This window comes from Duganella vulcania (genome assembly GCF_009857655.1).
Lineage (GTDB): Bacteria > Pseudomonadota > Gammaproteobacteria > Burkholderiales > Burkholderiaceae_D > Rugamonas > Rugamonas vulcania.
Map to the genome: position 1 here is coordinate 1 of NZ_WWCX01000064.1, position 23,293 is coordinate 23,293.

21 protein-coding genes and 1 pseudogene are annotated in these 23,293 nt (G+C 66.1%); 13 read left to right on the top strand and 9 right to left on the bottom strand.

Going from position 1 to position 23,293, the window contains the following annotated elements:
- Positions 1–1,150: pseudogene (locus GTP90_RS25155) on the bottom strand (heme utilization protein); the annotation flags it as partial.
- Positions 1,151–1,642: 492 nt separating this feature from the next.
- Here GTP90_RS25155 and GTP90_RS25160 point away from each other — a divergent pair.
- Entirely contained in the window at positions 1,643–2,122 is a 480-nt protein-coding gene (locus GTP90_RS25160; RefSeq protein ID WP_161086105.1) for a class I SAM-dependent methyltransferase, read from the top strand.
- 8 nt (positions 2,123–2,130) lie between these two features.
- Here the strand turns inward: GTP90_RS25160 and GTP90_RS25165 are convergent, their stop codons facing one another.
- The 6 genes from GTP90_RS25165 to GTP90_RS25190 are packed head-to-tail and all read right to left on the bottom strand — an operon-like array spanning position 2,131 to position 8,919.
- Positions 2,131–2,523, bottom strand: a complete 393-nt coding sequence (locus GTP90_RS25165) for a hypothetical protein (protein WP_161086106.1) — start codon at positions 2,521–2,523, stop codon at positions 2,131–2,133.
- 22 nt (positions 2,524–2,545) lie between these two features.
- A complete protein-coding gene (locus tag GTP90_RS25170) occupies positions 2,546–4,267 on the bottom strand; it encodes a sigma 54-interacting transcriptional regulator (RefSeq protein WP_161086107.1) in 1,722 nt (573 codons plus the stop codon).
- A gap of 47 nt (positions 4,268–4,314) precedes the next feature.
- Positions 4,315–5,550, bottom strand: a complete 1,236-nt coding sequence (locus tag GTP90_RS25175; RefSeq protein WP_161086108.1) for an ABC transporter permease — start codon at positions 5,548–5,550, stop codon at positions 4,315–4,317.
- A gap of 13 nt (positions 5,551–5,563) precedes the next feature.
- Positions 5,564–6,880 (bottom strand): ABC transporter permease, encoded by a 1,317-nt coding sequence (locus GTP90_RS25180; protein ID WP_161086109.1) that lies wholly within the window; start codon positions 6,878–6,880, stop codon positions 5,564–5,566.
- Between the two features lie 10 nt (positions 6,881–6,890).
- Positions 6,891–7,631 (bottom strand): ABC transporter ATP-binding protein, encoded by a 741-nt coding sequence (locus tag GTP90_RS25185; protein WP_161086110.1) that lies wholly within the window; start codon positions 7,629–7,631, stop codon positions 6,891–6,893.
- Between the two features lie 19 nt (positions 7,632–7,650).
- Positions 7,651–8,919 carry an efflux RND transporter periplasmic adaptor subunit gene (locus tag GTP90_RS25190; protein WP_161086111.1) on the bottom strand — a complete coding sequence of 423 codons (1,269 nt, stop codon included), beginning with the start codon at positions 8,917–8,919 and terminating at the stop codon, positions 7,651–7,653.
- A 192-nt stretch (positions 8,920–9,111) separates the two neighbouring features.
- Here GTP90_RS25190 and GTP90_RS37460 point away from each other — a divergent pair, with 192 nt between their 5' ends.
- From GTP90_RS37460 to GTP90_RS25240, 10 genes are all read left to right on the top strand, one after another.
- Positions 9,112–10,665 (top strand): MutS-related protein, encoded by a 1,554-nt coding sequence (locus GTP90_RS37460; RefSeq protein ID WP_161086112.1) that lies wholly within the window; start codon positions 9,112–9,114, stop codon positions 10,663–10,665.
- Between the two features lie 55 nt (positions 10,666–10,720).
- Positions 10,721–11,248 carry a GbsR/MarR family transcriptional regulator gene (locus GTP90_RS25200; RefSeq protein ID WP_161086113.1) on the top strand — a complete coding sequence of 176 codons (528 nt, stop codon included), beginning with the start codon at positions 10,721–10,723 and terminating at the stop codon, positions 11,246–11,248.
- A gap of 73 nt (positions 11,249–11,321) precedes the next feature.
- Positions 11,322–11,942, top strand: coding sequence for a DUF4166 domain-containing protein (locus GTP90_RS25205; RefSeq protein WP_161086114.1), 621 nt, complete (start codon positions 11,322–11,324; stop codon positions 11,940–11,942).
- On the top strand, positions 11,939–13,387 hold the full coding sequence (locus tag GTP90_RS25210) for a TIGR01777 family oxidoreductase (RefSeq protein WP_161086115.1): 1,449 nt from the start codon (positions 11,939–11,941) through the stop codon (positions 13,385–13,387). Before GTP90_RS25205 ends, GTP90_RS25210 begins: the two co-directional genes overlap by 4 nt.
- 12 nt (positions 13,388–13,399) lie before the next feature.
- Entirely contained in the window at positions 13,400–14,665 is a 1,266-nt protein-coding gene (locus GTP90_RS25215) for an NAD(P)H-binding protein (protein ID WP_161086116.1), read from the top strand.
- Positions 14,665–15,129 carry a DUF2269 family protein gene (locus tag GTP90_RS25220; RefSeq protein ID WP_161086117.1) on the top strand — a complete coding sequence of 155 codons (465 nt, stop codon included), beginning with the start codon at positions 14,665–14,667 and terminating at the stop codon, positions 15,127–15,129. The genes GTP90_RS25215 and GTP90_RS25220 overlap by 1 nt, the downstream gene beginning before the upstream one ends.
- Before the next feature lie 80 nt (positions 15,130–15,209).
- Positions 15,210–16,811, top strand: a complete 1,602-nt coding sequence (locus tag GTP90_RS25225) for a methyl-accepting chemotaxis protein (protein ID WP_161086118.1) — start codon at positions 15,210–15,212, stop codon at positions 16,809–16,811.
- Between the two features lie 8 nt (positions 16,812–16,819).
- Positions 16,820–17,713 carry a hypothetical protein gene (locus GTP90_RS25230; protein ID WP_161086119.1) on the top strand — a complete coding sequence of 298 codons (894 nt, stop codon included), beginning with the start codon at positions 16,820–16,822 and terminating at the stop codon, positions 17,711–17,713.
- An 8-nt stretch (positions 17,714–17,721) separates the two neighbouring features.
- Positions 17,722–18,075: a hypothetical protein gene (locus GTP90_RS25235; protein ID WP_161086120.1), complete on the top strand. Its 354-nt coding sequence runs from the start codon at positions 17,722–17,724 to the stop codon at positions 18,073–18,075.
- Positions 18,076–18,095: 20 nt separating this feature from the next.
- Positions 18,096–19,166 carry a suppressor of fused domain protein gene (locus tag GTP90_RS25240; protein WP_161086121.1) on the top strand — a complete coding sequence of 357 codons (1,071 nt, stop codon included), beginning with the start codon at positions 18,096–18,098 and terminating at the stop codon, positions 19,164–19,166.
- Positions 19,167–19,217: 51 nt separating this feature from the next.
- Here GTP90_RS25240 and GTP90_RS25245 read toward each other — a convergent pair whose 3' ends face one another.
- The gene (locus GTP90_RS25245) at positions 19,218–19,958 is read right to left on the bottom strand and encodes a carbon-nitrogen hydrolase family protein (RefSeq protein ID WP_175048227.1); all 741 of its coding nucleotides are present in this window, start codon (positions 19,956–19,958) and stop codon (positions 19,218–19,220) included.
- Positions 19,958–21,907 carry a phosphoethanolamine transferase gene (locus GTP90_RS25250; RefSeq protein WP_161086122.1) on the bottom strand — a complete coding sequence of 650 codons (1,950 nt, stop codon included), beginning with the start codon at positions 21,905–21,907 and terminating at the stop codon, positions 19,958–19,960. The genes GTP90_RS25245 and GTP90_RS25250 overlap by 1 nt, the downstream gene beginning before the upstream one ends.
- A 291-nt stretch (positions 21,908–22,198) precedes the next feature.
- Between GTP90_RS25250 and rpsL the strand changes: the two genes are divergently transcribed.
- Both rpsL and rpsG read left to right on the top strand, forming a co-directional pair.
- Entirely contained in the window at positions 22,199–22,582 is a 384-nt protein-coding gene (rpsL, locus tag GTP90_RS25255; RefSeq protein WP_008444270.1) for a 30S ribosomal protein S12, read from the top strand.
- A gap of 148 nt (positions 22,583–22,730) precedes the next feature.
- A complete protein-coding gene (gene rpsG / locus GTP90_RS25260; protein ID WP_008444271.1) occupies positions 22,731–23,201 on the top strand; it encodes a 30S ribosomal protein S7 in 471 nt (156 codons plus the stop codon).
- The last annotated feature ends 92 nt before the right edge of the window (positions 23,202–23,293 follow it).

The window sequence follows — 23,293 nt, forward strand, 5'->3', positions numbered from 1 at the left end:
GCGCGCTCACTTGCGCGGTGCTCAGGATGGCGATGGCGGCCACCTTGATGGCCGACAGGTCGGCCGTTTCCAGCGCGGCGATGTCGTTGGTCGACAGCGCGGCCACTTGCGCGGTGCCCAGCGCGGCCGCTTCATTGGTGGTCAGCGCGACGATCTGGTTGGTAGTCAGGGCCTTGACCTGGTTGGCGCTCAGCGCGGCAATCGCGTTGGTCGACAGCGCGGCGAAGTCGTTGGTCGACAGCGCGGCCACGCCGTTGGTCGACAGGCCGGCGGCCTGGGCGGCGGTCAGCACGCTGGCCTGGCCGGTGGTCAGGGCGACGATCTGGTTGGTGCTCAGGGCGCCCACTTGGGCCGAGCTCAGCGCGGCGAACTGGTTGGTCGACAGCGCGCCCACCTGGTCGGTGGTCAGGCCGGCCAGCTGGCTGGTGCGCAGCGCGGCGATGTCGCCGGTCGACAGGCCGGCCAGGTCGGCGGTCTCGATCGCGCCGACGCTGTTGGCCGTCAGCGCGGCCACTTGCGCGGTGCTCAGGCTGGCGATCTGGTTCGAGGTCAGCGCCACGGCCTGGTTGGTGCTCAGCGCGGCGATGGCGGCGGTGCCCAGCGCGGCGATCGCGCCGGTCGCCAGCGAGGTGATCTGGCCGGTGCTCAGCGCGGCCACCTGGGCCGTGCTCAGCAGGGCGATCGAGGAAGTCTTGATGGCGGCCAGGTCGCCGGTTTCCAGCGCGCCGATGGCGTTGGTGGTCAGCGCGGCGATCTGCGCCGAGGTCAGTTGCGCGGCCTGGTTGCTCGACAGCGCCACCACTTGATTGGTGGTCAGGGCCTTGATCTGGCCGGCGCTGATGCCGCCGATCGCGGCGGTCGACAATGCGGCGATGTCGTTGGTCGACAGCACGGCAAAGCTGGCGCTCTGCAGGGCGCCGACCTGGGTCGAGCTCAGCGCGCCGATCTGCTGCGTGGTCAGGAACGCGGCCTGGGTGGTGGTGATGCCGCCTGCGAGCTGGGCAGTGGTAAAGGCGGGAATCTGCGAAGTCGTGAACGCGGCCAGCTGGTCAGAACTGAACGCCGCGATGTCGGCAGTCGCCAGCGTGATGATCTGGGAAGTACTGAGACTGGCAAGCTGCGCAGTGGTAAAAGTGGTCGCGAAACTCATTCTAAATTCTCCTGGAGGTACTGCGCTGTCAGCTCAGAAAGCAACCCGACCGCTAGGCGGACGCCCGCGTTCGAGCCCTGTCATGGAATATGTTGCTATTTTTTACATCTTTTTTAGTGCTACCGGGAAAAACCGGCTGGTACTGTACATAACGACGGAATTTTGACTTTCATTAAGTAAACTTTTTTCCGGCAACACTTCACGTCGCGCTCCGGCCGCGCTGGCGGCGGAGTTTCAATAGAGCATTATATCTTACTTAATTTCTCAAAAGAATTTTTTTAAGCGCTGTCGCGGCCCCGCAACCTGTCGTTCCGCCATGTTTAATCAATAAGACAGTTATCGGATCGGGATAGCAAGACGCTATTTGCGTGAGAGAAATGTATCCACAAGGATATTTTGCATCGGGTGTGTGACAAGCGCGTGACCGGTGCATAATCGGCGCTCCCCCACTACACCCGCCTGTTCAGCGCGGCGGTCGGGCCGCAGGGGACCGTGTACGCGGCCACGCCGCAGGTATGGGTGGACAAGCTCAAGGGCAAGCCGCTGCCGCCGCCGGTGTCGGCCGAGCCGGGCCGCGGCAACGTGCACGAGACGGTCGCCGCCGCCTCGCTCAACGTGCCGGTCAAGGCCGACCTGGTGTGGACCTCGCAGAACTACCACGACATCCGCATCTGGGGCGGCGCGGCCGCCACGGCCGAGCTGAACAAGGCGGTGTTCGACGCCCTCAAGCCGGGCGGCCACTATATTGTGCTGGACCACGCGGCCCAGCCGGGCCTGGACGAGGCCGGCATGGCCAGGCTGCACCGCATCGACGAGGCGCTGGTCAGGAAGGAAGTGCTGGCGGCCGGCTTCGTGCTGGACGGCGAATCGCCGGCGCTGCGCAATCCCAAGGACGACCGCGGCGCGCAGGTGTTCGAGACCGGCATCCGCGCCCACACCGACCAGTTCATCCTGCGTTTCCGCAAGCCGTAGGCGGGGACTCAGGGCGGCGGCGCGCGCCGCCGCCAGGCCAGCACGGCGGCGGTGGCCGCCAGCAGCGCCAGCGCTACCATATTGAGCACCACCACCGCGCCGTGGAAGCGCAGCACCAGGCCGATGCTGACGCCGGCCTTGACCGCGAACTGCCAGCCGCCGGCCAGCGGGTACACCGCCACCAGCTGCAGCGCGTAGTACAGCAAGCCGCCCCACAGGCCGGCCTGCCAGCGCTTGAGCGACAGCACCGCCGACAGGAAGCCCAGCATGGCCGCGCTGTACAGCACCGGCAGCGCGTCGGCCGGCTGGCGCTCGCCGAGCAGGCCCAGGCTCACGCCCAGCGCCAGCGCGCTGTTGAGCAGCAGCACCCGCGCCACCCACTTCTCGAATTCCCGCATCATTTATGTAGTCCGTTCATCCGGTTCAGCCGAAGCGCGCCTGGTAGTCGCTGGGCACCACGCCCAGCTGGGCGGCAAACGCGCGCCGCAGATTGTACTCGCTGCCGAAGCCGCTCTGGCTGGCCGCGCGCTTGACGCTCATGCCGGGCCGCTCCAGCAGCCCGCACGCCGCCTCCATGCGCAGCCGCAGCAGCAGCTGGGCCGGCGACACGCCCGCCTCCTGCCGCAGGCGCCGGTGCAGCGTGCGCACCGACAGCGCGAACGCGGCCGCCATCTGCTCGACATCGATGTGGCGCCGCAGGCGCGGACGCAGCCATTCGGTCAGCCGGCCGTGCAGGCCCTGCGGGGCGGCCTGCGCCAGCAGCTCCGAGCTGAACTGGCGCTGGCCGCCGGGACGCTTGAAAAACACCACCAGCCGCTTGGCCGTGTCCAGCGCCGCGCCGCGCCCCTGGTCCTCCTCGACCAGGCTCAGCGCCAGGTCCATGCCGGCCGCGATGCCGGCCGAGGTGTAGAACGGGCCGTCCTTGACGTAGATCGCGTCGTCCAGCACCCGCAGCGCCGGATACTGGGCCTGCAGCGGCGCCGCGTCCATCCAGTGCGTGACGGCGCTGCGGCCGTCCAGCAGGCCGGCGCGCGCCATCACGTTCTTCAGCTCGCGCACATTGCCCGGCCACGGGTGGGCCAGCAGCGCCTGCTGCGCGGACGGGTGCAGGTCCTTGCCGGCGCCCAGGAAGTGGCGCGCCAGCGGCAGGATGTCGGCCGGGCGCCCGGCCAGCGGCGGCAGCCGCAGCTCGATCACGTTGAGGCGGTAGAACAGGTCCTCGCGGAAGCTGCCGGCCCGTATCATGGCCTGCAGGTCGGCGTTGGTGGCGCTGACCACGCGCACCTTGACCTGGCGCTCGCGGTTGGAGCCGAGCCGCTCGAAGCGGCCGGTCTCCAGCACCCGCAGCAGTTTCATCTGCCCGGCCAGCGGCAGGTTGCCGATCTCGTCAAGGAACAGGGTGCCGCCGTCGGCCGCCTCGAACTTGCCTTCGCGCGCCTTGGAGGCGCCGGTGTAGGCGCCGGCGTCGGCGCCGAACAGTTCGGCCTCGATCAGCTCGGCCGGCAGGGCGCCGCAATTCAACACCACGAAGGGGCCGTCGCGCACGGCGGAGTTGGCCTGGATGATCTCGGCGATGCGTTCCTTGCCGGTGCCGTTCGGGCCGGAGATCAGTACCGGCACGTCGGCGCGCGCCACCTGGCAGGCCAGGTGCACCACGCGCTCGGTGGCCGGGTCCTGCCACACCATGCCGCGCAGGTCGTAGCCGTGTTCGAGCTCGCGCCGCTGGCGCAGCTCGGTCTGCAGGCGCTGCTGCAGCGCGCGCTTGGCCTGGCCCAGCTCGATCAGGTTGTGGACCGTGGCGATCAGGCGGTGGTCGTCCCACGGCTTGGCCAGGTAGTCGGCCGCGCCGGCCTTGACCAGCTCGACCGCCGCGTCCAGGTGGGTCCAGGCGGTCAGCAGGATCACCGGCAGCTCGGGATGGCGCGCGCGGATGGCGCGGAACAGCGCCGTGCCTTCCTCGCCGGAAGTGGTGTCGGCGGAGAAGTTCATGTCCTGCAGCACCAGGTCGACGCTGTGCTGTTCCAGCAGCGCCAGGCCGGCTTCGGGGGAGGCGGCGCGCAGCGCGTTGATGTCGTGCAGCGAGAACAGCACTTCAAGCGCGATGGCGACGGCGGCGTTGTCGTCGATGATCAATACGGTAGGCATGCCGTAAGCATAACATTGTCGCGGCATGCCCGGTACGGCCAACATCGTCAGGCGCTGCGGGTGGCGGTGGCCGGCGAGATCGACGCCGCGCGCCAGGCCGGGCCGTACACCGCGATCACGCCCAGCGCCCAGAACACGGCGGCGCCGGCGATCAGGTAGCCGGCCGGCAGGCGCGCCATTTCCAGCTGGCTCACCAGCAGCTGGTTCAGGCCCAGCGCCAGCACCACGCCGGCCGCCACGCCGACGCTGGTGATCATGAAGTTCTCGGTGACGAAGTAGCGCAGGATGTCGACCCGGCGCGCCCCCAGCGCGCGGCGCACGCCGATCTGCTTGCGCCGCTGCGTGACCCACAGGCTGGCCATGCCGACGATGCCGCTGGCGGTGATCAACAGCAGCAGCACGCTGACCGTCACCAGCATCCACGCCAGCGCGCGGTCGGCGCGGTAGCGTGCGGTGCGCATGTCGTTCATGGTCTTGATGCGCACGATCACCGGCGTCGGCGAGGCGGCGCGCACCGCCGCCTCGGCCTCCTTCACGACGCGGTCCAGCTGCCCGGGTTCCGCGCGCAGCGTGTAGTTCTCGGTCTTGTTGCCGGTCACACGCACCGGCAGCATGATGGTGTACTCGCCGGTGTCGGCGATCTGCGCGCCGGGCGTCTGCAGCTTGTCGATCACGCCGATCACGCGCACTTCGCGCGCCGTTTCGCCGGTGCCGAAGTAGACGGTCTTGCCGACCAGACTGGCGCTGCCCGGCCACATCTTCTCGCCCAGCTTGCGGCTGATGATGGCCACCTTGGTGAACTCGTTGCTGGTGGTGCCGTCGATCTCCAGCACGTCGCCCGGCAGGAAATCGCGGCCCTCGACGATCCGCAGGCCCCAGGTCTTGACCAGCGAATCGCCGGTGCGGTAGGTGCTGGCCTGCGCGGTGGAATTGACCTGCGAGCGGTTGACCGACAGGCCGGTGTAGTTGCCCGAGCGCGACAACGGCATCTGCGAGGTGCTGGCCACCGACAGCACGCCCGGCACGGCGCGCAGCGTGGCGGCCTGGCGGGCCTGGAAGGCCAGCTGTTCCTCGTGGCCGCCGCGCTGCAGCGGACGGATCTGCAATGCGAACACGTCCTGCTCGTTGGCCAGGCCGCTTTCGCGGGCCGACACGGCTTGCCGCACCTGCACGATGTGCAGGGCGTTGGCCAGGATCGCCAGGCTCAGCGCGACCTGTACGGCCACCAGCACCGGGCCGGTCTTGTTGCGCAACAGCGCGGAAAGGATGGGGCGGATTTCCATGATCGATGCCTCGTTATTGGGATTTGAGTTGCAGGGCCGGCGTCACCTGGCAGGCGCGCCAGGTCGGCAGCAGGCCGGCCAGCACGGCCGAGGCCACGGCCATCGCGAAGGTGGTCAGCAGCATGATCCAGTCCATGTGCGCGACCACCGTCAGCGCCTTGGACTGCATGGCGATCAGCGCCAGCGCGCCAAAGGCCAGCAGCAGGCCCAGCGCGCCGCCGACCAGGCCGACCACGGTGGTCTCGATCAGGAACTGCTGGAAGATCTCGCGGCGCGAGGCGCCCAGCGCGCGGCGGATGCCGACCTCTGCGGCACGCACCGAGAACTTGGCCAGCAGCAGGCCGATGGTGTTGACCAGGCACAGCAGCAGGAAGCCGAACGCCAGCCAGGCCGACAGCCTGCTGTCGTTGCCGACCACCTTCAGATGGTCCAGCCATTCGCGCACGTCGTACAGCTTGTTGGCGGCGGCGCGCTTGAGGCGCCCCAGCTTGCGCTGCTCGATGGCATAGCTGTCAAGGTAGCTTTGCAGCTCGGCGCGGTCGGCGGCGCTGCGGGTCTCGAACCAGAACTGGATCCAGGTGCATTCCGAATCGATGAAGGCCTGGAAGCCGGGCTGGACGTCGTCGGTGCAACTGGTGCTGCCGTTGCGCTGCAGCTCGTGGCGAATGGCGGTGGCGAACGGGATGTACAGTTCGTCTTCGTCGTCGAAGGCGCCGTCGTCGTTGCCGATGATGTGATGGAAGCGCGGCACCATGTTCCAGGTATCGAGCACGCCGACGATCTGGTACTGCAAGCCGCCCAGCGTCATGCGCTGGCCGACCGGATCGGCGTCGCCGTACAGCTTCTTGGACAGCTTGCGGCTCAGGACCGTGACGTCCGCGCCGGCCTTGTCGTCGGCCGGGCTCCAGCCCTGGCCATGCAGGAAGGGCGTGTCGACCATGTTGAAGAAGTCGGCGGTCAGCGCCAGGCCCTGCACGGTGAAGGCCCCGATGTCCTTGCGCGCCGGCTCGATCGGCTGGGCGATGCCGAAGATGGCGGTGCGGCGCTCGCCTGCTTTGCTGTTGAGGAAATTGGTGGCGTCGCGGTAGCTGAGCTGGTTGTCGTTCGGCTGGTCGCCGGGCTTGTAGCCCTCGATCGGGCCGTTGTCGACCAGCGGCACGAACAGGCGGTCGCTCTTGTGCGGGATCGGGTCGCCCGACATCACGTGTAGGATGGTTAGCGTGGCCACGCTGGCGGCCACGCCGACGGCCAGCGTCAGCACCATCAGCGCGGTCAGGGCCGGGTTGCGGCGCAGGCTGCGCAGGCCCAGCAGGAAGTAGTATTGGAACATGTGGCGCTCCTTATGCGACATGGGACTTGCCGTCGGCGTGCGAGTTGGCGTTGGCGTTGGCATCGAACAGCGTCGGCGACTTGCGCACCAGGTCCGACACCTGGCCGTCGATGATGTGGACGTTGCGCTGCGAGCGCACCGCCAGCTCGGGATCGTGGGTCACCATCAGGATGGTCGTGCCCTGGGCGTTGATCTCCTCCAGCAGCTCCATCACGCCGCGCGCCATTTGCGTATCCAGGTTGCCGGTCGGTTCGTCGGCCAGCAGCAGCTTGGGCGAACCGGCCAGCGCGCGCGCGATCGCCACGCGCTGCTGCTGGCCGCCCGACAGCTCGGCCGGATAGTGCTTCATGCGCGAGGCCAGTCCGACTTTCGACAGCGCGTCCTCGATGCGCTCCTTGCGCTCGGCCGCGTTGAAGCCGCGGTAGCGCAGCGGCACGTCGACATTGTCGAACAGCGACAGGTCGGGAATCAGGTTGAAGCCCTGGAAGATGAAGCCCAGCTTCTCGTTGCGCAGGCGCGAGCGGGCGTTGTCGTCCATGCCCTTGACGTTGATGCCGTCGAGGATGTACTCGCCGTCGGTGAACTCCTCCAGCAGGCCGGCGATGTTGAGGAAGCTGGTCTTGCCGGAGCCGGAAGGCCCGGTCACGGTGACGAACTCGCCCTGCTTGACGTTGATTTCGAAGCCGCGCAGCGCGTGGGTTTCGATCATGTGGGTACGATAGACTTTGCTCAGGTTTTGCATGCGCAGCATGGAGGGCCTCTTTCAAAAGTTATGGGTTGATCGAGACGCGCTCGGCGTTCTCAAAGGTTTCGGTACCGGAGATGACGACCTTGTCGCCCTGTTTCAAACCGCCGAGGATCTCCACCGCGGAGACGCTGGTGGCGCCCATCTTGATCGGTGTGCGGATGGCGATGCCGTCGCGCACCACGTAGGCGAAGCGGCCGCCCTCGGATTCCACGAACGGGCCGCGCTGCAGCATCAGCGTGTTGGGCTTCTCGTCGATCAGCAGGCGCGCGGTCACGCGCTGGTTCTGGCGCAGGCCGGCCGGCTGGGCGGCGGTGAAGCGCACCCGCGCCAGCACCTGGTTCTTGACCACCTCCGGCGACAGCGCCGACAGCTTGGCGTTGGCGGTGCCGGTGCCGAAGTTGACCTCGGCGTTCATGCCCAGGCCGATGTCGGACACATAGGTCTCCGGCACTTCCAGCTCGACCTCCAGGCGCGACAGGTCGACCAGGGTCATCAGCGGCGCGTTGGCCGGCACCACGCTGCGGTTGGCCACCGACAGCGTGCCGATGAAGCCGTCCACCGGCGCGCGCACGGTCAGCTCGTCGACGCGGCGCTGGGCGTTGGCCAGCGACAGGCGCTGGCGGTCCAGCTCATTGATCTTGGTCTTCAGTTCCAGCGCCACGTTGTCGCTTTCCAGCTCGGCCGCCTGGCCGGCGTGCTTGGCGCGGATCTCGGCCGAGTTCAGCGCGTCCTTGGCCTTCTGGTACTCGATCTTGGCGATGATGCCCTCGTTGGAGACGGCGTTGTAGCGCTCCAGCGTGCGCAGCGCGGACAGGCGCTCGATCTCGGCGGTGTCGGCGTCGCGCCGGGCCAGCAGCTTTTGTTTGCGCGCCAGGATCTGCTGGCGCGCCACCTCGGCCTCGAGTTGCAGGTAGCTGGACTGCTCGCGCTTGAGCGCGTCGGTCAGGTCGGGCGATTCCAGCACCGCCAGGATGTCTCCCTTCTTGACCGTGTCGCCGGCGGCCGCCTTCAGCGTCACCGTGGCCGGCGAGGCCGAGTACAGCGTCGGGCTGATGGCGGCGACGATGCGGCCGTTGACGGCTGCGTCGCGGATCAGCGTGCCGCGGCCCACCTCGGCGATGCGCAGGCGCGACATATTGACCGAATGGTCGCTGCCGCGCCACGTGTGGACCACGGAATAGGCCGCCGCCGAGACGGCCACGGCGCCGAGCGCGATCAGCAGGCGGCGCTTGGTGGCTTGCCCTTTGGGGGCGGCGATGACGGCGTCTTGATTGGAGGTGTCGCGTATCATGATCGAGTAAGTGTTTAGAGACAGGCAACGTTATGCAGAAACCGTGCCAGTGGCTAAGTGTTTGATTTAATTGAGGATAGAAGGCTGCGTCCGCTGTCCGCCCGCCTGTCCGGTCGTCCGCCTGTCCGGCTGTGCTTGATAAAACGGCAAGCATGACCATGTGGGGCGGTATCGCCACCACCCGAGTTCCGCATGAGCTTGTTCGACCGCTTGTCCCGCATCCTGCTGCCCGCCGAAGCGCCGGTCGCCGACTACCCCTTTGCCGCCAGCGACATCGCGCTGTACCGGCGCACCGCCCACGCCCACGACAGCGTGCTGGACGCGCAGACCTGGGACGACATGCTGCTGCCGCAATACAGCGCGCTGCTGGCGCGCGAGACCAGCATCTTCGGCCAGCAGGAGCTGCACCGGCGTCTGCACGCGGACGGCGGTGCCGTGGCCGCGTCCGCCGTCCGGGTGCGGACACTGGCGCAGGATGCCGGACAACGGCAACGCCTGCACGCGGCCTGCACCGGCCTGCGCCGCGCCGACCGCGAGGTCAGCGAGACCCTGTTCGGCGCGCCGCTGCCGCCGTCGCCGCGCTGGATCAAGCTGCTGCCGTGGCTGCCACCGGCGCTGCTGTTGTCGGTGGTGCTGGCGCTGGTCACCGGCGTGGTGGCGCTATGGGGCGTGGTGGTGCTGTTGTGGATGGCGTTGATGGCGGTGCAGGTGCTCCACCACGAAGCGATCGAGGAATGGGACCGCGTCCGCGCCACGCTGCAGCAGCTGCTGCGCAGCCACAGCCTGCTGGCGGCACTGGACGATCCGCTGACGGCCGATTTGCGCGACGACGCCGCGCAGGCCGGCAAGCTCAATTCCCGGCTCAGCCAGTCGGCGGCCGGCGAGCTGCCCGGCGTGCGCGAGTACCGCGACTGGCTGTGGCAGATGAATGTGCGCCACTACTTCGCCAGCCGCGACGCGGTGCGCACCCATCTCGACTTGTTGCGCGCCAGCTTCCGTCGCGTGGCGGCGCTGGAGGCCGACCTGGCGCTGGCGCGGCACCTGGCGCAGACGCCGCGCCACTGCTGGGCGCAACAGGGTGGCGAGCTCTCGCTGGAGCAGGTCGTGCATCCACTGCTGGCGCGGGCCGAGCCGCTGTCGTTCGCGCTGGCGGGGCAGGGCGCCTTTATCTCCGGGCAGAACGGCATCGGCAAGAGCACGCTGCTGCGCACGGTCGGCCTGAACCTGATTGTCGCCCGCGCCTTCGGTTTCTGCTATGCGGAGCAAGCCGTGACGCCGCTGCTGCCGGTCTACTCCAGCATGCAGAGCGAGGACGCGCTCGAAGGCGGCGAGAGCCTGTACATCGCCGAGCTGCGCCGGGCGCACGAGCTGCTGGCGCTGGCCGAACGCGCGCCGGCGGTGTTCATCATCGACGAGATCTTCCGCGGCACCAACCACCTGGAATCGATCTCGGCGGCGGCGGCGGTGCTGCACACGTTGTCGCAGCAGGGCACGGTGATCGTGTCCTCGCACAACCTGGTGCTGGCGCCGTTGCTGGAGGAGCGCCTGACGCCGTGGTGCGTCAGCCGCGTGGGTGACGGCCTGCGGGTGGCGCCGGGCGTGCTGCGCGAGACCAACGGCATCGCCCTGCTGGCCGCGCGCGGTTTCGACGCCGCCATCTCGGCCAAGGCCAACCGCGTCTACGACTGGCTCAGCGACTACATGGCGCATCCGGCCGACTGCGAGGGCATACGAAGTAGCCTTTGACTTTCGCACGGCATGGTTCTATTATTTCTGTAACGACAGAAATAAAGGAAATGCCATGACGCTCGCGCCGACCATCCAGAAATACATCCTGCACTGGGGGGAGATGGGCACGCGCTGGGGCGTCAACCGCACGGTGGCGCAGATCCACGCGCTGCTGTTCCTGTCCAACCGCCCGCTGCCGGCCGAGGAGATCGCCGATACGCTGGGCGTGGCGCGCTCCAACGTCAGCAACAGCCTGAAGGAGCTGCAGGGCTGGGGGCTGGTGCGCATCAGCCACGTGGCCGGCGACCGCCGCGACCACTTCGTCGCCCTGCAGGACGTGTGGGAAATCTTCCGCGTCATCGTCGAGGAGCGCAAGAAGCGCGAGATCGACCCGACGCTGGCCGTGCTGCGCGAATGCGCGGCCGAGGCGGAAAACGATCCGGCGCTGGAGCAGGCCACCAAGGTCAAGATGGACCAGGTGCTGGACTTCCTCGAAATGCTGACCGCCACCTACGGCGACTACAAACACCTGCCACCCGCCACCATGCAGCGCTTCCTGAAGATGGGCGGCAAGGTCGCGCGGCTGCTGGGCGGAGAGTGAACCGTACGGCCTTCCGGGGCTTTTTTTGACGTGATATTTCTGTTTTGACAGAAACAAAAGACAGGGCGGCGCCATGAATATCCCTTCCGAAGGTGAGCTGTTCAAGAAAATCCTGGGGCCGGAATGGCGCCGGCTGCATCCGGATATCCAGGCACGCTTCGACAAGAATCCGCTGCCTGGCAAGCCGCTCAACTACAGCGGCAGCCTGTCCGAGCTGACGTGCTCGCGCATCGGGCGGCTGCTGGGTTACCTGACCATGCCGCTGATCCAGGGCGCGCTGATGCCCTACAACGACGCCGACTTCCCGGTCGACATCCAGGTCTATTCCAAGCCCAATTGCGCCTCGATCTTCAAGCAGCGCATCTACCGCCTCAACGGCCGCAAGCCGGTCATGTTCACCTCCTTCATGGCCGAGAGCAGCAAGGGCGAGGTGCTCGAATATGTCGGCATGGGGCTAGGCATGAAGCTGCTGCTGGACGTCCGTGATGGCAACCTGCACTTCGAAAGCGACGGCTATTTCTGGGAGGTGCTGGGCGTGCGCATACCGCTGCCGGGCGTGCTCACGCCGGGCAAGACCTTCCTCTGCCACCGCAACAACCACGCCAACCAGTTCGACATCCGCATCGAGATCCGGCACGCGCTGTTCGGCACCACGTTCACACAAGCAGGCATATTTCGCGAGGTCACAGCATGAATACCCATCTGATAGCGTTGCAGCTGATGGCCGCCCAAGGCTGCCTTGGCGCGTTCGACACCCTGTACCACCACGAGCTGACCGAGGCGCTGCCCGGCCGCGCCACCGCCCGGCGCGAGTTGAGCATCCACGCGGTGCGCGCACTGATCTACAGCGCCTTGTTCATCGGCCTTGCCGGCTGGGCCTTCCACGGCGCATGGGCGCTGGTGCTGCTGGCCGTGTTCTCGATCGAGATCGTGCTGACCCTGTGGGACTTCGTGGTGGAGGACCGCACCCGCCTGCTGCCCGCCACCGAGCGCGTGACCCACACCGTGCTGGCGATGAACGGCGGCGCCTTCATCGCGCTGCTGGCGCTGAACACGCCGGCGTGGTGGGCCTTGCCGACCGCGCTGGCCTGGCAGCCGCAAGGCGCGTTGAGCGTGTTCCTGGCGGTGTGCGGCGTGGGCGTCGCCCTGTCCGGCGTGCGCGACGCGTTTGCCGCAAGGGCCATCGGCCAGCTGGCGCTGCGCGACGGCGCCGCGCAGGAGCCGGGTTTCGGCGCGCCTGAGCGCAGCTTCCTGGTGACCGGCGCCACCGGCTTTATCGGCCAGCGTCTGGTGCGCGCCCTGCTGCGCGACGGCCATCGCGTGACGGTGCTGACCCGCCAGGTGCGGCAAGCCGCGTGGCTGTTCGACGGCCGCGTCGATTGCGTGGACAGCATGGCGCAATTGCCGGCGTCGCGCCGCATCGACGTCGTGATCAACCTGGCCGGCGCGCGCATCCTCGGCTGGCGCTGGACCGCCGCCCGCCGCGCCGCGCTGCGCGCCAGCCGCGTCGCGCTGACGAACAATCTGGTGGCCTGGATCGCCGCGGCGGAACACAAGCCGGCGCAGTTGATATCGGCCTCCGCGATCGGCTACTACGGCACGCAGCGGCGCGGCGACGACACCGTGCTGACCGAGGACGACGGCCCGCAGCCCATGTTCATGTCCGACCTGTGCCGCGAATGGGAGCAGGCGGCGCAAGGCGCGGCGGCCCACGGCGTGCGCGTGGCCTGCACGCGCTTCGGGCTGGTGCTGGGCACGCAGGGCGCGCTGCCGATGATGCTGTTGCCCATCAAGCTGGGACTGGGCGGTCCGCTGGGCGGCGGCACGCAATGGCTGTCGTGGATCCATGTGGACGATGTGATCGGCGGCATCGCCCACCTGTGCCGCTCGGGCGAGGCGGGCGCGTTCAATTTCACGGCGCCGGAGAGCCTCACGCAAGCGCAATTCAATCGCGTGGCGGCGGGCGTGCTGCATCGGCCATATGGCTTCCCCACACCGGGCTGGCCGATGCGGTTGATGTTGGGCGAGCAGTCCGACCTGCTGCTGGAAGGCCAGCGCATCGCGCCCGCGCGGCTGCTGGCCAGCGGTTACGCGTTCCGGCATCCGCAACTGGAAGGCGCGTTGCGCAGCCTGGCCTGATTGGAGAACGACATGAAAGCACTGGTACTTGGCGCGACAGGCCTGGTCGGCAGCCATGCGCTGCAAGCCTTGCGCGCCGCCGGCTGCACGACGGCGGGCGCCAGCCGCCACCGCCCGCAAGATGAGCATCCCGATGGCTGGATCGAAATCGACTTCGCCCGCATGACCAGCGAAGACGACTGGCTGCCGCTGTTGGCCGGCGTGGATGCGGTGGTCAATTGCGTCGGCATCCTCCGCGAAGAACAAGCTGGCGATTTCGACCTGCTGCACCACGCCGCCCCGGTCGCCCTGTTCGGCGCCTGCGAGCGCCTCGGCGTGCGGCGCGTGGTGCAGCTGTCCGCGCTCGGCAGCCGTTCGGACGCGGTCACCGCCTATTGGCGCAGCAAAGGCGAGGCGGATGCCGATCTGCTGGCGCGCACGCTCAGCGCCACCATTGTCCGGCCCTCGCTGGTGTACGGCGAGGAGGGCGCCAGCAGTGTCCTGTTTCGCGCGCTGGCGACCTTGCCGGTGCTGATGCTGCCGATGGCGCACAAGGCCAAGGTGCAGCCGATCCACGTCGACGACCTGGCGGCGTTGATCGCCCGGCTGGCGATGGCAGGCGACGATACGCCGCGCGAGCTGGCTGCGGTTGGCCCGCGCGCGACCACGCTGGCCGGCTACCTCGGTGCACTGCGCGGCGGCATGCAAGCGGCGCCCTCGCTGGTGCTGGACGTGCCGATGCCGCTGGCGCGGATGGCTGCGCGCGTGGCGGCATGGATGCCATCGAGCGCGCTGACGCCGGAATCGCTGCGAATGCTGGAGCAAAGCGCCGACGGCGGCAACACGGCCAACGCAGCTCCCGTCGCGGCGATGCTGGGCCGCCCGCTGCGCGATCCGGCGCGTTTCGCGCGGCCAGCGCAGCGCATCGGCGCCGTCTGGAGTTGGGCGGCGCCGCTGATCACGATGGCGGTCGCGCTGCTTTGGCTGGTCACCGCCTGGGTTTCGTGGTTCGGCTGGCCGCATGCGCAAAGCATGGCGTGGCTGGCGGCCTGCGGAGTGCCGGTCGGCTTGCAGGAGCCGATGCTGCTGGCGGCCAGCGTCATGGACGCCGCCGTGGGCGCGCTGCTGTTGCTGCGGCCGCGCCGCTGGCTGTGGGCGGCGCAGCTGGCGCTGGCCGGCGGCTACACCGTCATCATGAGCGTTTGCCTGCCGGAGTTCTGGCTGCACCCCTTTGGACCGCTGAGCAAGAACCTGCCCTTGCTGGCGTTGATGTTGTTGATGTGGAGAGTGAGCAAATAATGGACTACCTCGCGATCAAATGGCTGCACATCCTGTCGGCCACCCTGATGTTCGGCACCGGCTTCGGCACGGCGTTCTACATGTTCTTCGTCAACCGCAGCGGCAACGTGCAGGCGATGGCGGTGGTGACGCGGCTGGTCGCCAGGGCCGACTGGTGGTTCACCACGCCGGCGGTCATCATCCAGCCCTTGTCCGGACTGTGGATGGTCCACCTGGCGGGCTTCCCGTTCACCGCGGCGTGGATCGTGTGGTCAATCGCGCTGTATGTGCTGGCCGGCGCCTGCTGGCTGCCGGTGGTCTGGCTGCAACTGCGGATGCGCGACATGGCGGTTCACGCGGCGCAAAGCGGCGAGACGCTGCCGGCCTGCTACTGGCGCTACGAAAAAATCTGGACCGCGCTTGGGTTCCCCGCCTTCGCCGGTTTGCTGGTGGTTTATTGGCTGATGGTGCATAAACCGGCCTGAGGCCGGCGCGCTCCCGGATCAGAGAACCTTAAAATTTGATATAGTGTTTCTTATTGGAAATGCTAAACTTTGGAGGCGGGATGAATAAGGTCACTGTGCGGGCAAGCTTGTTGGGCGTGCTGGTGTTGTTTACTGCGATGTTGCTCGCTGGTGCCGGTCTTGGCATTTTCGCGCTGCATCAGTCTAACCAGTCGATCGCGGAGGTGCATGCGATCTCCTCGCAGATCATCACCATCAACGATGCCTACAAGGACACCACGCGCACCCGCTCGGCCCTGACGCGCGGCTATTCCGCGCTGAAGGAAAGCGACAACAAGGCCGAGCGCGATTCCGCGCTGGGCAGCGCCAAGAAGTCCTACCAGCGCACGCTGGACTTCCTCGACAAGTTCGACAAGGCGCCGGCCTTCTCCGGCCAGGATGCGCAGTTGAAGAAGGACTTGCTGGACTCAGGCCGCAAGCTGTCGGCGGTGCTGGACCGCGCGTCCGACGCGCTGGTCAAGGACGATACGGCGGCCTACTCGGCCATCAACTCCAAGGAACTGACGCCGGTGGGCGCGGCCTTCTCGGCGGCGCTGGAGAAATTCCAGAAGCTCGGCGATGAGCAGGTCACGGCCCTGACCGAGAAGCGCGCCAGCGAATACGGCATCGTCATGTGGCTGGTGGCGCTGGGCTTGCTGCTCGCGCTGGGCGTGGTGGCCGCCACTCACCTGATGCTGCGCTCGACCGTGCTGCTGCCGCTGGAGGGCGCCGTCGAGCAGCTCGACCGCGTGGCCAGCGGCGACCTGACGGCCACCATCGAGGCCTCGGGCGACAACGAGATCCAGCGCCTGCTCAAGGCCATCCAGCGGATGCAGGGCGACCTGCTGTCGACCGTGTCGCGCGTGCGCAATGGCGCGGCGGTGATCAATTCCGGCTCGCAGGAACTGGCGGCCGGCAATATGGAACTGTCCGCGCGCACCGAGACGCAGGCGAGCTCGCTGGAGGAAACCGCCGCCTCGATCGAGGAGCTGACCAGCACCGTCAAGCAGAACTCCGAGAACGCGCAGCACGCGCGCTCGCTGGTGGAGGGCGCCTCCAACACGGCGGCCCAGGGCGGCGAGGTGATGCAGCAGGTGGTCTCCACCATGAACGCCATCAACGACGCTTCGCGCAAGATTGTCGACATCACCGGCGTGATCGACGGCATCGCCTTCCAGACCAATATCCTGGCGCTGAACGCGGCGGTCGAGGCGGCCCGTGCGGGCGAGCAGGGCCGCGGCTTCGCGGTGGTCGCCACCGAGGTGCGCAACCTGGCGCAGCGCTCGGCCTCCGCCGCCAAGGAGATCAAGGTACTGATCGACGATTCGGTGCAGAAGATCCAGCTCGGCACCACGCTGGTGGAGCAGGCCGGCAACACCATGACCACGCTGGTGGGCAACGTCCACCAGGTGACGCAGATCGTCGGCGAAATCGCCACCGCCAGCCGCGAGCAGAGCGAGGGCATCGACCAGGTCAACCAGGCGGTTGCCCAGATGGACCAGGTGACGCAGCAGAACGCCGCCCTGGTGGAGGAGGCGGCCGCCGCGACCCAGTCGCTGCAGGACCAGGCCGGCCAATTGCAGCAGACCGTCAGCGTGTTCAAGATCAACGAGGGCTTGGCGCCTGCCGCGCGCCGCGCCGGCAGCCAGTTGGCGCTGCGCTGACCTGAGCGATGAAATTCCCCGTCCTGGCACGGCCGGCATTGCTTGCCGCCCTGGTCGTGGGCGCGAACGCCGCCGCGTATGAGGATGAAAACGCGGTGCCGTTGAAACTGGGACTGGAAGCCGGCAAGGCCGTCGTCGAACGGATCGCCGTCAAGCTCGTTGGCCGGGACGTATCCGTCCTGGCCACGCTGCGCAACGGCGAGGCGCGCGCCGCGCAAATCGGCTGGTACGCCAGCACGCCGCAATTCACGGTGCTTGGCGAGGGCGAGGAGCACCTGGACAAGTCCTTCTCCGATGTCGGCGCCAGTTTCAATGGCCGCGCGATGAAGCCGGCCGTCTACCGGCGCGGCTACTTCATGGGGCGCGACATCACCCGTGAGCTGGCCCAAGCCGGCCTGGCGCCGTTGCCCGACCTTCAGGCCGACGCCAGGAAGCTGGCCAGGCTGCCCACGGTACTGGGACTGCGCTTCGATCAATGGCAGGGCTACGTGGCCTATTCATGGAGCGCCGCCGTTGCGCCGCATGCGTCTGCGGTGGTCGAGGTGCGATACCGCGCCCTGCCGCAATTTTCGTTGACGGAGCTCGACTCGCCAGCGTTCGACCAGGCGGTGCTGCAGCACTGCGGCAATCCCGACGCGATCCGCCGCCGCTTGCGCCAAACGGCCGCAGAACCATTGCAAGTGATGGTCGAGCGCTATGAAATCCCGTTGGCATTCATGTTGATGCGCGATGTGCAGCTGGCGGTCACGCAGCCGCAGTCCAACTGGCAGAAGGCCCATCCCGCCGTCTCGCTGGTGTGCGGACTGGCCAATCCTGGATGGACGGCCAACGTATCTGGTGAGGTGGGCAATGCCAATCTCGGCTTGTCGGTGCTGGTGGTGTCGTCGTTAAATACGCCATAGGAGTGCCGATGAAACTTCCGGGCATGTTGGTGGCTGGCTTAGTCCTGGCGCATTCCGCACAGGCCGGTGTGAGTGCTTTTGACTACCGCCTCGGTGCGACCAATGTCAGCGAGGACCAATATCAGATTGTGATCCATGCGCAGCCTGCCGTCACTGTGGCGATCCTGCCTGGAGGCAGGCCCTGGCCGGCACTATCGCTTGACGAGGCCGGGCGCATCTACGCCGGTGGGACGGTGATCGATAGTGGCGCGGTGGCCGATTATCTGATCGAGCGTATCGACATCGCCCGCTGCCAGGTGGAAGCACGGCATCGCTGGGCGGGGTGTCGTTTAAGCTGTCGACGTAGCGCTTGCGCTGCTTGAAATGATAGTAATATTGTCGAATGAATATAGACAACTCAGATGATGACCAATCGCCCGGCTGGGATGCAATCACCCATTGCCTGGAGCGGATTTACCCTGGCCAGGAGCCGAAACATTACGGCACCTTGCTGTCGTACGGACTTGGCGGCCCCGACCCGCTGGATGGCGTCAGCGCCTGGCGGCGCGTTGAGCCGGTACCGCACTGGCACTTTGTCACCTATGGCTTTTCGGAGCTGTACGCCAAAGAGAGCGAGGACCCAGCCATCAGCGGCTACGGCTTCGAGCTGACCTTTCGCCTGGCCATTGACGCCGATGAGACCGAGCCCCCTTCCTGGGCCATCAATTTCTTGCAAAATATTGCGCGCTACGTTTTTAAAACTGGCAACGTGTTTGAGGACGGCCATTGGATGACCGCGAACGGTCCCATCTCGCTGGCGCGGCCCACGTTGATTTGCTCGATGGGTTTTGTGTGCGATCCTGAGTTGCCGGCCATCGACACGGAGAACGGCCGGGTGACGTTCCTGCAGGTGGTTGGCCTGACGGCGGATGAGGAACTGGCCGCGAAGCGGTGGCAGACCAGAAAGCTCCTGGACGTGTTTTTGCCGCACATGCCACTGTGGGTGACCGATCTGGAGCGCCAGTCTTTGCTGGACAATCCCGCCGTGTTGGCGCAGGTGGAGCAGGGGACCAACGCCGACGGCTCTTCGAGCGGATATTTTTACACCGACGTGCTGGCAGTAGTCGTGAAGAAGAGGCTTTTGCTGAAGGCGGTCACTGAAATTACCATCGGCGCGCGACAGGCCGGCGAGTTAATCCGGTTGCTTCCGTTGCGCTTGCCTTTCGAGCGTCCCTTGCTGATGATCGGTCCCGATTGGCGACTCGAATTCCTTCCTGCTGAACAGGACGGCGTTGTCCTCGGCGATCAAGCGCTGACACTGCATATCACGGCGGCAACCGCCCTGTCGCTGGCGGCGTCGCTTGAGGCAAAGGAAGGCGTCTATAAGAGTGCGCCACTGCAAGCGTTGCAATGGCGGGTGGAGAAGACGCTGATCAAGGACCCTCAAGGAAACGTGGTCGAGGTCTTTGGCTGACGTTGGATCATGACGGCATGGATAGCAGGAGTTTGCTGTTGGATCGGCGCTCTAAACGGGTAGCACGCGCGCGTTGCCGTCCCGCCCGACAATGAGCAGGGCGTTGCCGGGCGTGGGCACTTCGGCCCTCAACAGCCCGCCCGCTTGCCACCAGGCGCTGCGGCCCGCCGCCGCGTAACCGCCCGACGGCGCGGCATGATTCGCCATCAGCACGCCCATGCCGAAGTCGCTGGCGTAGCGCTGCAGCTTGGTTGCGTCGTTCGCGTAACCCGCTTCGGAAATCAGCACTCCCGCCAGATAGATCGAAGCGCCGGCCGCCGCCGCATCCGCCGCATGCTGATAGTGCGTGGCGTCGGCGCAGATCGCCTGGGCGTAGCGTTGCCCACCCAGCTCCTGGCAATGCGCGCCCATCGCCCCAGGCCGCGCATACAGTTCTTCGCCTGGATGCAGATACTGCTTGCGGTAGACGGTGGCCGTGCCGTCGGGCAGGAAGGTGATCGCGGCGATGCAGGGCAGGGCGTCGCTGTCGGCGGTCAGCGGGGTGCCGGCGATGATGCGCATGCCGGTCGCCATGGCGGCGTTGCGCAGCGGCGCCAGGCGCGCGTCGTCCGGCGTCAGCAGGCAGTCGCGCAGCAGCGGCAGCTCATAGCCGCACAGCGACAGTTCCGGAAACAGCAGCAGCTCCACGCCTTGCGCCTGCGCGGCTTCGATGAAGCGCAAGTGGATGCGGACGTTGGCGTCGATGTCGCCGGCGATGGACGGCGATTGCGCGGCGGCGATGCAAATACCCATCACTTCTCCTGCTTCAGTGGCTTGCCCTTGTCGATCACCTCGCGGCAGTCGCCCTTGAAGCTGGCGTTGTCGTAGTTGCTCCAGCCGTAGCTGTCGACGTAGCGCTTGTGCTGCTTGAACTGCTTGTTGATGAAGCTCCATTCCAGCCGCTCGTCGTCGTACTGGATGTCGCCCAGGTCCAGCAGTGTGTGGAAGATGTTCTCCGTCGCCAGCCGCGCCTTGCGGTGGCGCACCAGCTGCTTCACCTTCTCCGGATAGCGCGTCTTGTATTCGTCCGAGTACCACACCATCGCCGGCACGTGGAATTCGAACTGCGTGTTGTGGCCGTGGAAGGCGAGGTTGCAGCTGTTGTCGTACAGCGTCTGGCCGTGGTCGGCCACGTAGACCATCGAGCTCAATTGCTGCGTTTCCTTCAGTTGGTGGATCACCTGCGACAGGAACCAGTCGGTGTAGAGGATGGAATTGTCGTAGCTGTTGTTGAGCTGCGGCTTGATCTTGGTGTCCGTGTAGACCGGCTTGTCGACGCCGAACAGCGACGGCTGCCACTTGTCGAACGACTTCGGATAGCGCTGGCTGTAGTTCCAGTGGTTGCCCAGCGTGTGCAGCACGATCAGCTTTTTCGGCGCCGGGTCGGCGATGGCGTGCTGCAGCGGCTCGAGCAGGATCTGGTCGAAGTTGGAGTTGTTGGTGAAGCCGCCCAGGTTCATGAACTGGATCACGTCCGCCTCTTTGGCGAACACCGACACCGGCGTGTCGAACTGGCCGAACGAGATCTGGTTGGACAGCCACCAGGTCTTGAAGCCGGCTTCCTTATAGGCGGTCAGGAAGGATTTTTCCGAGAAGCCGTCCTTGAGGCTCTGCGTGGCGGGCTTGCGCGAGATGATCACCGGCACCGACAGCCGCGTGGCCGACACCGCCGTGATCACGTCCGGCAGCGTGACCAGGTTGGCTTCCTGCTTGAGCAGCGGGGTGGTGTCGCGCTGGTAGCCGTTGATGCCCCAGCGGTCGTAGCGCGACGATTCGCCGATCACCATGATGACGATTTCCGGCGTGTCGTTCTTCTCGGGCTGGTGCGCCTTGAAGGTGAAGCTGCTGCTGCGCCGGCCCAGGTCGGCCAGGTATTTGCGTTCTTTATAGAAGTCGACGCCGCGCGCGGTCAGGCCGAACGGCCACGACGAGGCGAAGTCGTCGAAGCCCAGCGGCGAGCGCACCCACCAAGGCATCTGCGCCAGCGCCCAGCCGGTGCGGCCGGCGCCGGCGATGGCAGCGTGCTCGGGCGAGCTGTCTTCCTCGGCGTCTTCCTCTTCTTCGTCGGATGCGTCGTCGGTGTCCGAGGCATCGCTGGCGCCGACCGAGGCGGTGCTGCCGACCTGGCTGGGCGCCGAGCCGGCCGGCTTGCTGCTCGCCGGCTTGGACGCCGGCACGGACGCGGCCTTCTGCGCCGGCTTGGCGCGCACACCGAATTCCCAGCCGTAGAGCCACAGCGCGGCGATGGCCGCCAATATCAGCAGCGCAATCCAGCGCGTCTTGCCGCGCCAGGCCAGCGTGGGGCTGCGGCGCGCGGCCACCTGCACCGCGATCCACCAGGCGATCACGGCCAGCATCACCGCGCCCATCAGCCATACTTTACGGCCGAGGAATTCCAGCGCCTCCCTGGGGCTGGTCTCGGCGATGATGCCCAGGTGGTGGGTGGAGATGCCCTGGCCGTAGTAGATGAACAGGTAGATCTCGGTCGGCAGCGCCAGGAAGGCCGGGATCAGCAGCCAGTGGAACCAGGCCGGGCGCTGCAGCACGCCCCACACGGCGGTCCAGGTCAGCAGCTCGACCAGCAGGATGTGGCCCAGCTCCGGCACCTGCCGCCCCAGCAGCAGCGGCACGCAGGGCACCAGCGACAGCAGCAGGTAGCTGATAAGCACAAACAGCGGGGCGGGGCGCAGCAAAGATCGCATAGGGAAGAATAATGAAAGACAGTCTGCTATTATCAAGTGTTTCTTGACCTTTCAGCTAGTGTTTGCGTACCCGCCAAGGCCGCATTCCGCCGCGAAATAGATTGACTGGTGTCCCAACCACGTCTATACTCGCGAGTTCTCAATTTATTCTGCACATCGTATACGCTGTTTCAGGCCGCTCCATGCGAGTGGCTATTCGCGCCTCCGTTGTGTCCGTAGATAGGGACGAGGTTTTAGTCGCCGGACAGCTGTCCGGGTTATTAATGTTGTAATTTTGTTGGGTTTATAACGATGCCAACCATCAATCAACTGATTCGCAATCCACGCGTCGCCCTGACCGTGAAAAGCAAATCGCCGGCGCTGGAAAACAGCCCGCAAAAGCGCGGTGTTTGCACCCGTGTGTACACCACCACTCCTAAGAAGCCTAACTCGGCTCTGCGTAAAGTGGCCAAAGTGCGTCTGACCAACGGTTTCGAAGTGATTTCGTACATCGGCGGTGAAGGCCACAACCTGCAAGAGCACAGCGTTGTTCTGCTGCGCGGCGGTCGTGTAAAAGACTTGCCAGGTGTGCGTTACCACATGGTTCGCGGTGCACTGGATACCCAGGGCGTTAAAGACCGTAAGCAAGCTCGCTCGAAATACGGTACCAAGCGTGCCAAGCAAGCCAAGAAGTAATCTGCATTAAAAGTTTTCGCTCAGTGGCAGCTAACTAAGTGAATGTAATCGACCGCAGTGGTCGAGTAAGTGGATGGCTATGATGGCCCTCCGCGAGAGTGCGAATCCCATATCTGCGCACCTCAACTGAAGATTGAAAGGAATTGATATGCCACGTCGTCGTGAAGTACCCAAGCGCGAGATTCTGCCGGATCCAAAATTCGGCAACACGGATGTCGCGAAGTTCGTGAACGTTCTGATGCTGTCCGGTAAAAAATCGGTCGCAGAAAACATCATCTACGGTGCCTTCGAGCACATCGCCGCCAAGTCGGGCAAAGACCCGCTGGAAGTGTTCGCTACCGCGATCAACAACGCCAAGCCACTGGTTGAAGTCAAATCCCGTCGCGTCGGTGGTGCAAACTACCAGGTGCCGGTCGAAGTGCGCCCAGTGCGTCGTATGGCCCTGTCCATGCGCTGGCTGCGTGAAGCTGCCAACAAGCGCAGCGAAAAATCCATGCCACAACGCCTCGGCGGTGAGCTGATGGAAGCGGCTGAAGGCCGCGGCGGTGCGATGAAGAAGCGTGACGAAGTTCACCGTATGGCTGAAGCGAACAAGGCGTTCTCGCACTTCCGCTTCTAATAAAATCGGCCAGATCCTTCTTGGTCTGGCTGTTATCCGTTGTTCGAGGCCGGGCTCATTTTTGTCACCAAAAATGGCGCTCGGTTTTGTCC